We start from the raw sequence: 13,194 nt of genomic DNA on the forward strand, positions 1-13,194 counted from the left end.
CACACCTCCTTCACCCAGCCGGCCACCGCCGCCTCGTCCCGCTCGACGGCCCGTCGGGCCGGAACCTGATGGCTCCAGCCGTGCCTTCGGAGCATCTGGGAGATGCCCGACAGCGTCATGGACTTGTGGAACCGCCGGCCGATCAACGTCTTGATCCGGGACAGCGTCCATCTCTGATCAGACCAGCCATGCGCGACCGAACCCTTCGCCAACTCCTCCTCGAGCACGGCGAACAGCGCGTCACTCAGCTTCGGACGGGACGCCGGACCTTGAGAACGGACCCCGTCCTGGCCGGCCTCAAGCCAAGCACGACGCCACCGCTGAACCGATCGGACACTGACCTGTAACTCCTTCGCGATCTGCGTACTGCCCCGACCTTCGGCGAACATCGCGACCGCTTCCATCCGGACCCGCTCACGGAACGCTTGCCTCTCCGCGGTCAGACCCCCACCCTGCGGATACCTCATACACCCGGCATACCGCGACGATCACCGACCGTCAGCCCCTACGACAAGACAACTTCAAGGTCAGTAAGGGTGCCCGGGGCACGATCCTGTCCGCGACCGGATCCGGGAAGACGATCACGGCTACCGTGAGCGCCTTGGACTGCGGCTAGAGACGGGCGCAACTGATTCGGGCGTCCGTTCGGGGGTGATGGACCGCGCCGGCGTGGGCAGCAGCGTGGCATGGGGCATCCATGAAGCTGTCCCCCGCGCCGTTGTTTTCCGCCGGTGTGCCGTGCAAAGTGAGGGGCGTTCACGTGTCGCAGGTCGAAGAGTCCATCGAGGTCGACGTTCCCGTCCGCACCGCCTACAACCAGTGGACGCAGTTCGAGACGTTCCCGCACTTCATGGACGGGGTAGAGAAGATCACGCAGGTCAACGACACCCTGACCCACTGGAAGGCGAAGGTGGGCGGTGTAGAGCGTGAGTTCGACGCCGAGATCACCGAGCAGATTCCCGACGAGCGCGTCGCCTGGACGACGGTCGGTGGTGAGACCAGGCAGGCCGGCGTGGTCACGTTCCACCGTCTGGAGGAGAACAAGACCAAGGTGATGCTCCAGCTGGACTACGACCCCGAGGGCTTCGCCGAGAACCTCGGTGACAAGCTCGGCTTCGTCAAGCGCCAGGTCACCGGCGACCTGAAGAACTTCAAGAAGTACATCGAGTCCCGCGGCGCCGAATCCGGCTCTTGGCGCGGCGAAGTCTGACTCGCGAGGCGGCGCTCCTGCTCCCCGGATTTCGGCGCAGGCCCTTTCGCCGCCGCTGTTACGACGGACGGTGCCGCATCGACCAGGGCCCGACCTGGGCCGCACCCTCGGACCGGTCGGGCCCGGGCGAGAAGGTCGGCGCCCTCCTGATCGCGACGGTCGGTGTCGCCGTCGCGGTTTTCCCCCACGGTGCCCGGGCCCTGATCGGCGCGTACATCTGGGCCCCGTAGCCCGGTCCACCCCCGACGGCGTGAGCGCGCTGCGCCATGCGGCGGTCTCGCCGGCCTTGGCCGAAGCGGCCCCGGAGTTCGGGGCCGGACCGACGACGGAGAGGCGTTCACCGCCTACGGCGGGATCGCCGCTCCCGGGACCACCCGGCGCGCGGCGGTCACGGTGGTACGCCTGCGCTGACCCCGCGCGGATCGCTCAGGCGCGGAAGGTCTCGCCGCGCGCCTTGAGGCAGGTCGCACACAAGGTGCTCGCAGGCGATCCGTAACGCGCGCACGTGGTGCCGCACTTCGTGCAGTGGCCTGCCTGGCTGGGTGCCCAGGTGGTGAGCGGGGGTCTGGCGGTGGGGGCTGTCCCGTCTCAATTGATCTGGTCCGGACGCGGAGCTGTGAGCTGGGGCGACCAGACGGGTTGAGACGGCCGCCTGGCACGGATTTCAATGGATGTGGTCCTCCGGGGCTGTTCTCCTGAGTTGTCTCAGAGAATGTGGTCCGGCAGTGGCGAATCTTGTTGATACCGGCCTTGGCGGGTCTTTTCGCCTCAGAGAGTAGGCGGTGCAGAGCGGGCGTAGCGGTCGGCGAGTCGACGGAGGTGGGTGACCAGTTCCACGGGCTCGGTAACGTCGAAGTCGAAGTCGAGCATGCCTAGGTAGACGGCGAGGGTCTGCACCGTGTCCGCACCGGTGATCAGGACGCAGCGGTCGGCGTCGAGCACCTCGACTGTGCCGACTGCGGGGTTGATCTGCTCGACTACCGCCGTCGCCGGGGCATGGACGGTCACCCGCGCGTGGTAGCGCCAGGCCGCGCTCGACACCCGTTGGGAGACGTACGCCGCGATGTCGGCGCTGGGGGGTTCGCGCGGGGCGAAGCGCGGTCCGGTCGGGGTGCGGGGTTGGATTCGGTCGGCCCTGAAGGTCCTCCAGTCCTCGCGCTCGACGTCCCACGCCACCAAGTACCAGCGTCGTCCCCAGTTCACGGCCCGGTACGGCTCCACCAGGCGGCCGGTGGGCGAGCCGGCGTGGTCCAGGTAGTCGAAATGCAGCCGTTCCCGGTCGTGGCAGGCGGATACCAGGGTGGTCAGTACATCCGCGGAGAGGGCCGGGATCGGACGATCGGCCGGCACGGCCACGGTGTACGCCTGGAGTGTCCGCACCCGGCGGCGCAGCCGCGAGGGCAGCACCTGCTCCAGCTTGGCCAGCGCCTGCAGCGAGGTCTCCTCGGTGCCGGGGATGGCGCCCTGCGCAGCGGTGCGCAGGGCGATCGTCACCGCGACGGCCTCCTCGTCGTCGAGAAGCAGCGGGGGCATCGCCGCCCCGGCGCCCAGCCGGTAGCCGCCGGCGACTCCGCGCGTGGCGTCCACGGGATAGCCGAGCTCGCGCAGTCGGTCGATGTCATTGCGGACGGTCCGGCCGCTCACCCCCAGCCGCTCGGCCAGTTCGGATCCCGGCCAGGCCCGCGGGGTCTGCAGCAGGGAGAGAAGGCGCAGCAAGCGCGCGGAAGTATCAAGCATGAAGCCCAGCCTGAAGTGTAATTAGGAACGTAACCTACCTATATTGAGAATACTGTCTTACTCATGGAGACCAGCAGCAACACCGACGCCCGGATCCACTCGTACCGCATCGACGTCCCGCAGGACGACCTGGACGACCTGCGCGAGCGGCTGGCGCGTACCCGCTGGGGCAGCGAGATCCCCGGCACCGGCTGGAGCCGGGGTGTACCCACCGACTACCTCAAGGCCCTGGCCGCGTACTGGGCCGACGGTTTCGACTGGCGCAAGGCGGAGGCGGAGCTCAACGAGTTCCCCCAGTTCACCACAGAGATCGACGGCCAGAACATCCACTTCCTGCACGTCCGTTCGCAGAACCCGGCGGCCGTCCCGCTGCTCCTCCTGCACGACTGGCCCTGCTCGTTCGTGCAGTTCGTCGAGGTCATCCGCCCTCTGACGCAGGACTTCCACGTCATCGTGACCTCTACGCCCGGCACCGGCTTCTCCGGTCCGCTCGGCGAGACCGGCTGGAACACCAGTCGTATCGCAGGCGCGTTTGTCGAGCTGATGGGCCGGCTCGGCTACAGCGCCTACGGCGTTCAGGGAACGGGCGGTGGCGCCTGGATCGCCGCCGAGATGGGGCGCCAGGCACCCGACCAGGTCGTCGGCATTCACGTCAACGGCCTGCTCACCTTCCCCTCCGGGGATCCCGCCGAACTCGACGGGCTGACCGGGCCCGAGCAGGAGCGGCTGGACCGACTGGTGAACTTCCAGCAGGACAAGATGGGCTTCAACGCCATCCAGTCCACCCGCCCGCAGACCCTCGCCTACGGCCTGCACGACTCGCCGGTCGGCCAACTCGCCTGGATCGCCGAGAAGTTCAAGGAATGGACCGACCCCACCGCCGAGCTCCCCGAGGACGCCGTGGGGCGTGACCGCCTGCTGACCAACATCAGCGTCTACTGGTTCAGCGGCACGGCCGGCTCCTCGGCGAACCTCTACTACGAGGCAGGCCACGACGCCGGCGCCTGGGCCCCGAAGCCGCGGGGCACAGTCCCGACCGGCGTGGCAGTCGCCCGGAACACCGACATCGCCATCCGCCGGTTCGCCGAGCGGGACCACAACATCACCCACTGGAGCGAGCTGGAGCGCGGCGGTAACTTCCTCGCACTGGAGCAGCCAGAAGCGTTCGTCACCGACGTCCGCGCCTTCTTCCGCACGCTCGGCGCCTGACGCCTACGGTTGGAACCCCGAGAATGCCCGGGCAGCCCACGGCCTTGCATCGCCGGATCGGGACTGCCCGGGCTGAACCACTCCAGGTTCCCGCTGACCGGCGGCAGTCTCGGATTGCTCAACTTCACCGCACAGCAGTCACACCGACCAGATTGCCTGTGACGACGGGCGAATCGGACCAGATCACCTGAGATTGGGGCCAGGTCGACTGGAATACCCGCCCGGGTCGGACGAGGAGGCCACAGGACAGCTGCTATTGGCCTTCGGCCCCACATGCCCGCTCGTCACCTACGGTCGTGGGCCGACGGAAGACCTCCGCCACTGTGGTGTTCGCGACAATCACGACCGCCATGACCACTGCCGCGGTGAGATGCCCCACCCCGTACAGCGCCGCCGCGCCCCCGCCCAGTACAAGCGCCTTCACGAGCAGGACACCTGGCAGCGCCGGCCGCATCTTAGCCGCCGGTGCGGCGAACAGCCACCACAGCGTGATGGCGAGCGCCGGTGTGCCGAGGCCGAGGAGAATGCTGAGGCCCACGTTGCCGCCGGTAGCGAAACCCCACCAGCACAGCAGTCCCAGTGCGGCGAACTCGATCAACAGCGCCAGCAGCTCATTCGCTACGTACCACGGCCGCTCATCGATGATCGCTGAACCCCGCTCCCGCTCGCCCGCCATGTGCCCCTCCCCAGGTTGGCCGTGCATGCCCCCAACCTCCCACACACAGCCGCCTAAGCAGCCCTCGTCACTCAAACTTCCCTACGTTGTTCTGCGGGACCGGGGCGACGGCGACCTGGGTGACGTCGAGGACGATCCGTCGTACGCCGGGGTGGTCCGCGGCGTACGTGCATGCCTGGTCGATGGGTTCGAGAGTGTCCTGGTCGAAGTCGCCCGCGCAGACGACGACGCGGACACCGTCCTCGCGGGTCCATGCCCCACGTGATGGTGCGCATGCTGCGGACCGGCCGCCTGGCCGTGGCCGGACCGGTGGCCGAGCAACGGCGCCGGCTCCTGGACCTCACACAGCTCCTCGACCTGCTCTCCACCGCCGCCGGCATCGACGCGGCGCGCAACCTGTAGAGGCAGGCCGGTGCCCGACTCTCGTCCTCGCCACGTCCGCGGTGCCTTACCTGAACTGCATCGCCTTGACGTGCTATGCGCTCCGAAGAGCCCGAGCGGCGGTGTCAGCGGCGGTGGCGTCCGCGTTGCTGGGGCTCGGCGTGTTGCCGGGGTTCGGCGACGGCCAGGAGTACGAGCGCCAGTCCGAGGGGCAGCAGGAAGAGCAGGAGGAGATGCATGCGGCTCTCGTGCCCCGATGAAGGCATTGGACACCGATGACCGGGCTCTGATTGCGCGGGAAGCGAATGTCGACTCCACCCGATCGGCCGTCCACGCGCACCACCTCCACACCAGGCTCAGAGGGTGTCGCGGCCCGGGCTCCGCCCGGCCGCTACGCCCTCGCCGCCCACGAGCCCCGTGCAGAGGGCGAGGCGGCACCGGTCTCCTCGCCGCGCACCTCGGCCGTCTTGGGACCGACACCTTCTGGAAGGACGGCCCCCACCTCCACCACGGTCGGCCATCTCGTGGACGCGACGCTGCGCTCCCTGACGACACCGCCCTCCACCCCCCGCCGCACCCGTCTCCCAGGCAGCGGCCCGCTCCCGCTCCACCACCCCGTCCGCCGCGGCACCCGGACAGCCGGCCCCGACGGAAGCCGCGATCCCCGCTCACCGGCGGCAGGCCGCACCGGCCAAGGGCGCGTGGCGTGCTCGGTAGCCCCGGTGCCACCGGGCCCGGCCGGGCCGGGCCCTAGCGTTCGGGCCCGGTCCGGGCTTGTAGCAGGCGATCGACGAAGCGGGCCGACAACGGGCGGGCGGGGGAGTGGTCGGATCGCTGCGCCTGTCTGGTGCGGGGACAGTTACCGCACGGGTCGCCGGCGCTCCGGGCCCGGCGCCGCCGCGGTGGCGCCGGTTCGAGGCCCGCCCGGCGGTGCGCCCGGGACGGCCAAACCGCCCACACGGGCGGCGGGCGGGCCTGTGAGCCGACTTGCGGAGTACCTGGCGTGCGTGGTGGGTGGGGGACGGCGTCAGGGCCGGCCTCGTTGGGGTCGGCAGCGCAGAGTTCCTGCTGCAGGTTCATTGCGGGCGCCGGGCCGCCCTGCACCATGGGCAGGGCCATTCCCTTGATGTCGCCCAGCGCGAGGTTCTTGTAGGCCGGGCTTCACTCGTTCGGCGGAGTGCTGTGTCGGCGTGCGTGATGTCGCCGGGCCGTTCGGCGACCGGCCTGTGTCGGCTTCCGGCGGCCCGACGGCCGCCCTCGCGGATGTGAGCCGTTCGCGCGCTGGTCGTGCCCTGCCGGCGGCGTGCCAGGGCCGTCAGATCCTGCACGGCAAGGGTGTGGCAGTCGCGGATTGCGGGGTCCGGTGGGCTGTGTCAGCGTGGTGAGCCGGAAGCTCGGGGATGTCAGGGGCGGGGACGACCCGAGGAATCCCGAAACGAGGGGAAACCCATGAGGCACGTTCCGAGTACTGCCGTGACCGCGGCCGCAGCGCTGTTCCTGTCCGTCGGCGCGGCTGCTCCCGCCTTCGCGGCCGATCCGAGTCCCAATCCCAGTGCGGCGGCTGCACAGTTGTGCACCGACCTGAACAAGCTACGTTCTGACGCGACGGCGCTGTCCGGACTGAATCCGGCCTCGGCGACGAAGGACCAGGTCAAGGACGCGTACAACGATGTCAAGGGCGGCTGGGACACGGTCGGGAAGTCCAAGGCGACGTGGAATGCGGCCCAGAAGGAGGCCGTGAAGTCCGCGGCGGACGGGCTGAAGAAGACCTGGGACGACCTGCCGGACGACACCACCGGCGCTGAGGCCGCCACCAAACTGAAGCCGCAGGCCCAGACGCTGGACAGCGCGGTGAAGTCCGCCCGGACCGGCCTGAAGTGCCCGGGCTGACGACCACACCCGGAAGTATCACGGTGCTCCTTGCGGCGTGCGACTCACGCTGCGGGCTCATCCGGAAACGGCAGACGGCCCGATGGTAGGCCCGCCGACTGAGGGCCGCCCCCCCCAAGCCGGGGAGGCGGCTCTCAGAGCTCAATGCCGGACGAAATGGATCGGGCTGTTGGAGCCCGCCGTCGACGTCGTGGCGAGCCGGAGGCCCGACCGGCTCGGGGGCGGCCTGTGCATACCCGTTCGGCTTCGCCGAGCGGGCCCGCGCGGAGCGCCTGGCGACGGCCGCCACCGCCGGCCTCAAGGTCTTTCTTCGCACGGGTCGGCACGTGACCTGCCGCCACTGCCCGAAGGGCTGACCGATACCGCCCCGGGGGGATCCCCCCGGGGCGGGCCCCGCCAACGAGATGTAGGCGCCGCCCGCCGCAGCCTGGTCGAGACCGCCCGCGAGTCCCTGCAGCGCACCGTCCGCACCGCGGCCGCTCTCGCCCACGGCGACACCGGCTTCCTCGATCGGCTCCGCGACGCGGAGCTGCGCGTGCGCGAGCGACGCGACGACGACGGGACCCTGCTCGGGTACTCGGTAGTGCTACCCGGGGACCGCGCCGACGGCGGCTCGCGCCCGGTCTGGTTTTCCGGTTCGACGCTCGCCTACGACCTGTCCCTGCCCCGCGTCCGCGAACGCTTCACCCCCCACGTCACCCCGGCCGACTGGGCGCTCGCCGAACACGGCATCCGGGAAGCGTCCGAACTCCTGGGTCGCGCCGGGCAGGACGAAGGCGCCGGCGACGTCGCGGCCCTTGGCGACCTCCTGGCCGTCCCCGCCGCCCGCGCCCGGCCCTCGTCCGCGACCGCGTCCAGCGGGCGGCCGACGCCTTCGAGCAGGCCGCCCGCGCCCCCCGGCGCCCGCTCCCTTGAAGGCCGCGCCCGAGCCGGCTGGCGCGCCTCGACCCGCGGCCTGGAACAGGCACCCCGTGCCGCCCGGGGCGGCAACGCCGCGGTCGTCCTCACCCTGTTGCTCGCGCTCGTGGAGGCGGTGGAGGCCGCCGCTTCCTGGCACCTCGCGCAGGCCTACCGGGCGCAGGCGAGAGCTGCGGCAGACGCGACGGTCCTGTTGCGGGAGGCAGCTGGCCTGACCGGCGCCCCTACCCCCGACGACCACCGACGTCGTTCGCCAAGAGCCACTGTCGCATCTCCGTCGGCAACTTCAGCCCGCCGCGCTCTTCAGCATCGGTGATGTCGGGCGTGCTACTGGGGTTGAACACGTGATGTCGGCCGGCCGTACACGGTCGGCCCTGTCGGCGTCAGGTCAAGGCTTCTGGTGGGTCAGTACCCGCGGGTGTAAATGGCCCGTAGCCATGGTTCCCGGACGGCGGGCATCCGTGCCAGCGTGTGTCGGAACGCCCCGCCGGATGGGCCGAGCAGCGGGTGCTGGGGCAGCGGATCGTCCCGTTCCACGCCGACCGGCAGCCCGCCGACCACCGGTAGTCGCGTCCGATGGGGCGGGAAGGCCAGGTAGGCCCAGAGCGTGGCTTCGACGGGAACGGCCACCGCGTCACCGAACGGCTGCCACACCTCTCCGGTCTGTGGATGGACCGGCACCAGCACCAGCTCGGCGGCCGGTGTGCCGAGCCCGGGCCCTGCCAGGTCCAGCAGCTTCGCGCCCTCCCCGGAGGGCAGCAGCGTGGTGAGTGCCCGGCCGAGGAGCTCGGCTACCGGTCCGGGTGCCGCCGCGACCGGCCCGCCCCCGGCGGCGGCCACCACGTGGGCGAGGGCCACGCCGGCCGGGATGTCGCGGTACTGGCTCAGTCCGTCCCACAGGGCGCCGTCGGTCGCCAGCTCTGCCCAGTCCATGACCGGCCGCTCCGGCGGGCCGGGCAGCCGCAGCACGGTTTGCGGCAGAAGTCGGACCATCTGCCACTGCCCGCAGTCGTCGATCCGCGATCCGACCGGCAGTCCGCAACCCAGGCAGCTGTGAACGGTCACGATATTCCCCAGGGCTGGGGTCACGTAATTCCCCAGCCCTTCCCGTGATCCGGGGTCAGTCCGAGGATTTTTTGGGACGTTTGTTCGGCCTGAAGCTGGGGCCGTTCATGATGACCTGATGGCTGGTGTTGATGAGCCGGTCCAGGAGCGACTCGGCGACGACGGGGTTAGGGAAGAGCGGATACCAGTCGCTGGGCGCCCGGTTGCTCGTGATGATCAGCGAGCGGCCCTGTCGCTCGCTGACCAGCTCGTAGAGGTCGTCGGCCTGAGCTGCGGTGAGCTGGCGCATGGCGAAGTCATCGAGGATGAGGACGTCGGGCCGTACCAACTCGCGGATCCGTTTGGTCCAGGTGCGGTCCGCGTGGCCGCCGGCCAGATCCGCGAGAATGCGGCTGGTTTTGGCGAAGCGGACGTTGGCGCCCTGACGAATGGCGAGATGGCCCAGGGCCTGTGCGATATGTGTCTTCCCGACCCCGACCGGGCCGAACAAAATGACCGACTCCCCAGCGTGGAGCCATCGCAGGGCTCCGAGGTCTCGGATCTGGGCGGCGGGGAGCTTGGATGAGGCGGCGAAGTCGAACTCTTCCAAGGTGGCTTGCTGCTCGAACCTCGCCCGGTGCAGGCGGCGCTGGAAGGCGACGGTCTCCCGGCGGGTGATCTCGTCCTGGCAGAGAATCTGGAGGAAGTCCAGGTGGCCGAGTTCTCCGCCGTGGGCCTGGGCCAGACGAGCGTCGAGGGTTTCCAGCATTCCCGAGAGCCGCAGAGCCTTCAGCGATTCGCGCAGGGCGGTGTCCATCACACTCATAGAAGGGTCCCCTCGGCGTCGTGGTGGTCCTGGTCTTCGAGATCGCCATCCGCGATCCCGGTGGGTGCGACGGTCGCGAACAGTTGTTGGGGCCCGTGGAGGAAGGCGGCCGCTCCGGCATCGCCGCTGGTCTCGGGCTCGGGATCGGTCTCGGTCCCCGCGACCAGGATGCCCTTGATGGTGCGATAGGAAGGGTCGCCGACTGCGATCGCCTTCGCGCAGGCCGCTTCCAGCCGCGTCTCGCCGTACTTCTTGCGCAGGCCGAGAATCCCCTGGGCGGCACGGAGCCGGTAGAGCGCGTTGATCTCCAGCAGCAGGTCAATGACGGTGCGGCAGGCGTCCCCGACCTCCGATGCCTGGGTGCGGCACCAGACCGGCGTCCGCATCTGGAAGGCGATCTTCTCAGGTGGATAATCGCCCCGGTCGGTCCGTTTTCCTTGCTCAAGTGCCGCGTGAGTCTTGACCAGTTCACCGTCGAGAAAGACCTGCACCATCGTCGCAGTTGAGCGGACGTCGACCCGGCGGCCGATCAGCTTCCAGGGCACCGAATAAAGGGTGCGGCCGGCCTTGATGTGGATGTCCGGGCCGACCGTCGCCGTCGACCAGCGGGCCAGAACGAATGCCGTGTGCGGCAGCGGCAGCAGCGTCTCGGCCTCCACCGCCGCGAAGACGGCCGCCGGTGCCGCCCCATCCAGCGGCCGACAGTCACGGCGCCCAGCGACATCGCGGCTCCAGATGACCGCCTCCTTCTGCATCTGTTCGAGCGAGACGAACTCCCGCCCGCGCCAGAACGAGTCCCTGATATAGGGCATAGGCCGCTCCACTCGGGGCTTGTCCTTTGGCTTCAAAGCGCGAGCTGGATCTACCAACGCTCCGTAGTGGGTCGCGAGTTCGGCATACGCCTTGTTGATTTTCGGATCGTAGAGATCGGGCTTGTCGACCCCAGTCTTGAGGTTGTCGGGCACCAGCCGGCGCGGGATGCCGCCGAAGTACTCGAACGCTGCAACGTGGGCCTCGGTCCAGGCGTGCTGATCGAGATGAATCACCGGCCGCATGAACATGTGCCGCGAGGCGGGAAGCACCATCACGAACGCCCAGATCCGGTGCCGCTTACCCGTCCTCGGATTGATCCACTGCCCCAGGAAACCATAGTCGATCTGGGCCTCCGAACCCGGCTCTACTTCGTCCCGCAGGACCGTGACCTGCGACTTCTTCACCTCGTCGGGCAGCGTGTCGCGGATCCAGCGGCGGAGGGAGGACTGGGAGACCTCGAGCTTGTGCTCGTCCCTCAGCCGCTGGTGGATCGTCGAGACGGTCACCTTCCCCAGCAGACTCTCGATGAAGTCGCGGTGTAGGTCGATCTCCGGCCAGGTCAGCTGCCGCAGCCGCCGGTCGGCCAGCTCCGGGAACCACCCCTTGATCAACTTCCTCCAATCCGCCTCGCTCATCGGCGGCCCGCCCGGCGCAATCCCCGACGCCTCCGCCGGCGCCAGGTACTTCCTGACCGTCTTGCGGTCCACCCCCAGCGACCGGGCCAGATCGCTCTTTGAGCGGCCCGCGTGCCAGTGGACGTAGATCTCGGTGATGTCGACCACGACCAGCGTTCTCCTTGCCATCGGCGTGTCCATCGGCTGTCCGACCAGTAGATCCAGAGGCCCACCACCATCGCCGCGATGACCAGGTCCCTCGATCCCGAACGCCTCCGTACCCATGGCCAATTAGGAGAAATCTGGATGAGAAATCAAGTGATGCTCAAACCACCCTGGATGGGGAAAATCGTGACCGTTCATAGTGTGGCCGTACTGCCGCCGACGCCGTCGAAATCCTGGTGCGGTTGTCTTCGCCGTCTGCCACTCTCGCCTCATGACCAGGTTCGAAGATCTTGTCGCCGAAGGCGAAGCCGTCCCGACGGAGGGCTGGGACTTCTCCTGGTTCGCCGGTCGCGCGACCGAACAGCGTCCGTCATGGGGTTATGCGAGACTCCTCGCGGATCGGATGTCGAAGGCCGAGGCGGCGCTTGACATCCAAACCGGCGGGGGCGAGGTGCTGGCCTCGGTCCCAGTTGCGCCGCCGGTCCTGACGGCAACGGAGTCATGGCGGCCGAACTTGGAGATCGCCCGGCGTAGCCTGGCCAAGTTCAACGGCACAGTTGTTGAGGCCGGCGATACGGATGACCTGCCGTTTCCATCGGATCACTTCGACCTGGTGGTCAGTCGTCATCCGGTGGTAACCCGCTGGGACGAGGTCCGCCGGGTCCTGTGCCCCAACGGCACGTACCTTTCCCAGCAGGTGGGCTCGGGCAGCGTGCGTGAACTGACCGACTTCATGATGGGGCCGCAGCGGACTGCGGCCGGCTGGTCTCTCCCTCCGCTGGCGACCACAGCAGGCGCTAGCCCGATGGAGGCCGCGGCTGCCGCAGAAGCGGCGGGTCTGGATGTTGTGGACGTGCGCCAGGAGGCGCTCCGGATGGAGTTTCACGACATTGCGGCGGTGGTCCACTTCCTCCGCAGGGTCATCTGGATCGTCCCGGACTTCACGGTGAAGAAGTACCGCGACCGTCTGGCAGAGCTCCACGACTTCATCGATCGCCACGGCCCCTTCGTGGCTTACGCGCAGCGCTTCCTCATCGAGGCCCGGAGGAGCTAACACACATGCTCGGTCGGGAGCATTCGCCAGGCTGCCGTTCGCGTCCCACCTCGATGGGGATCCGAGACCGCGAGGGTGGGGAATTACGTGACGCTCAAGCGGTCTGACATGGGGAATTTCTTGACCGCTCACATCATCCCCGCGCGCCCGGGGATCTGCCCCTCCAATACGTCATGGACGACTTGGCGGGTTGGTCCGCCCCGCGCTCGGGGATCGTCCGTACATTGAACGCTCTCTCTCGGACCGGGCCCCGTCCGCCCCGCACGCTCGGGGATCGTCCGAGCCGAGCGTTCTGGGAGTGCGTCGACAGCGCGTCTGCCCCGCGCGCCCGGGGATCAGCCTTGGTCTTGCCTCCCCCGGGCTGACCGATGATCGTCCGCCCCGCGCGCCCGGGGATCAGCCGGAGCGTGGACCTCAGTGGCCAACGAGCCGGTCGTCTGCCCCGCGCGCCCGGGGATCAGCGCTTCGCCATTGCCTTCGCCGACTGGGCCGAGGAGTCCGCCCTGCGCGCCCGGGGATCAGCCGTACGTGCAGAGCGAGCCCGAACCGCCGAGCTGGTCCGCCCCGCGTGCCCGGGGATCAGCCCGGTGAGGTGCAGCTGTCGACCCACGGTGAAGGGTCCGCCCCGCACGCCCGGGGATCAGCCGATGATCGCGC

Annotated in this window: 12 protein-coding genes; 6 read left to right on the top strand and 6 right to left on the bottom strand. The window is 69.2% G+C overall.

The window, feature by feature from the left end; translation table 11 throughout:
• Nucleotides 1-467: transposase (locus ACIOD1_RS32840; RefSeq protein WP_401906550.1), on the bottom strand; the 467-nt coding region annotated here is incomplete at its 3' end.
• Nucleotides 468-760: 293 nt separating this feature from the next.
• Between ACIOD1_RS32840 and ACIOD1_RS32845 the strand changes: the two genes are divergently transcribed.
• Entirely contained in the window at nucleotides 761-1,210 is a 450-nt protein-coding gene (locus tag ACIOD1_RS32845) for an SRPBCC family protein (protein WP_401906553.1), read from the top strand.
• A 768-nt stretch (nucleotides 1,211-1,978) separates the two neighbouring features.
• Here ACIOD1_RS32845 and ACIOD1_RS32850 read toward each other — a convergent pair.
• Nucleotides 1,979-2,947: a helix-turn-helix transcriptional regulator gene (locus ACIOD1_RS32850; RefSeq protein WP_401906555.1), complete on the bottom strand. Its 969-nt coding sequence runs from the start codon at nucleotides 2,945-2,947 to the stop codon at nucleotides 1,979-1,981.
• Nucleotides 2,948-3,010: 63 nt separating this feature from the next.
• On the opposite strand from ACIOD1_RS32850, the gene ACIOD1_RS32855 reads away from it, so the two are divergent.
• Nucleotides 3,011-4,156 carry an epoxide hydrolase family protein gene (locus ACIOD1_RS32855; RefSeq protein WP_401906557.1) on the top strand — a complete coding sequence of 382 codons (1,146 nt, stop codon included), beginning with the start codon at nucleotides 3,011-3,013 and terminating at the stop codon, nucleotides 4,154-4,156.
• A 253-nt stretch (nucleotides 4,157-4,409) separates the two neighbouring features.
• On the opposite strand, the gene ACIOD1_RS32860 is transcribed toward ACIOD1_RS32855, so the two are convergent.
• The gene (locus ACIOD1_RS32860) at nucleotides 4,410-4,832 is read right to left on the bottom strand and encodes a YrdB family protein (protein ID WP_401906559.1); all 423 of its coding nucleotides are present in this window, start codon (nucleotides 4,830-4,832) and stop codon (nucleotides 4,410-4,412) included.
• A 252-nt stretch (nucleotides 4,833-5,084) separates the two neighbouring features.
• On the opposite strand from ACIOD1_RS32860, the gene ACIOD1_RS32865 reads away from it, so the two are divergent.
• The 3 genes from ACIOD1_RS32865 to ACIOD1_RS32875 all read left to right on the top strand — a co-directional run bounded on the left by ACIOD1_RS32865 (nucleotide 5,085) and on the right by ACIOD1_RS32875 (nucleotide 8,337).
• Complete coding sequence (locus ACIOD1_RS32865) at nucleotides 5,085-5,234, top strand: hypothetical protein (RefSeq protein ID WP_401906562.1); 150 nt, start codon at nucleotides 5,085-5,087, stop codon at nucleotides 5,232-5,234.
• A 1,452-nt stretch (nucleotides 5,235-6,686) separates the two neighbouring features.
• Nucleotides 6,687-7,103, top strand: coding sequence for a hypothetical protein (locus ACIOD1_RS32870; RefSeq protein WP_401906563.1), 417 nt, complete (start codon nucleotides 6,687-6,689; stop codon nucleotides 7,101-7,103).
• 535 nt (nucleotides 7,104-7,638) lie between these two features.
• Nucleotides 7,639-8,337: a hypothetical protein gene (locus ACIOD1_RS32875; protein WP_401906566.1), complete on the top strand. Its 699-nt coding sequence runs from the start codon at nucleotides 7,639-7,641 to the stop codon at nucleotides 8,335-8,337.
• Between the two features lie 89 nt (nucleotides 8,338-8,426).
• Here ACIOD1_RS32875 and ACIOD1_RS32880 read toward each other — a convergent pair whose 3' ends face one another.
• From ACIOD1_RS32880 to istA, 3 genes are read right to left on the bottom strand one after another with little or no spacing between them, the layout of a single operon-like run.
• Nucleotides 8,427-9,086, bottom strand: coding sequence for a hypothetical protein (locus tag ACIOD1_RS32880; protein ID WP_401906569.1), 660 nt, complete (start codon nucleotides 9,084-9,086; stop codon nucleotides 8,427-8,429).
• A gap of 55 nt (nucleotides 9,087-9,141) precedes the next feature.
• Nucleotides 9,142-9,882: an IS21-like element helper ATPase IstB gene (gene istB / locus ACIOD1_RS32885; RefSeq protein WP_401906572.1), complete on the bottom strand. Its 741-nt coding sequence runs from the start codon at nucleotides 9,880-9,882 to the stop codon at nucleotides 9,142-9,144.
• A gap of 5 nt (nucleotides 9,883-9,887) precedes the next feature.
• Nucleotides 9,888-11,486, bottom strand: a complete 1,599-nt coding sequence (gene istA, locus ACIOD1_RS32890) for an IS21 family transposase (RefSeq protein ID WP_401906575.1) — start codon at nucleotides 11,484-11,486, stop codon at nucleotides 9,888-9,890.
• 268 nt (nucleotides 11,487-11,754) lie between these two features.
• Here istA and ACIOD1_RS32895 point away from each other — a divergent pair, with 268 nt between their 5' ends.
• Complete coding sequence (locus ACIOD1_RS32895) at nucleotides 11,755-12,537, top strand: methyltransferase domain-containing protein (RefSeq protein WP_401906578.1); 783 nt, start codon at nucleotides 11,755-11,757, stop codon at nucleotides 12,535-12,537.
• The last annotated feature ends 657 nt before the right edge of the window (nucleotides 12,538-13,194 follow it).

Origin of the sequence: Streptomyces sp. NPDC088097 (genome assembly GCF_044741845.1) — a bacterium.
Classification (GTDB): Bacteria; Actinomycetota; Actinomycetes; order Streptomycetales; family Streptomycetaceae; genus Streptomyces.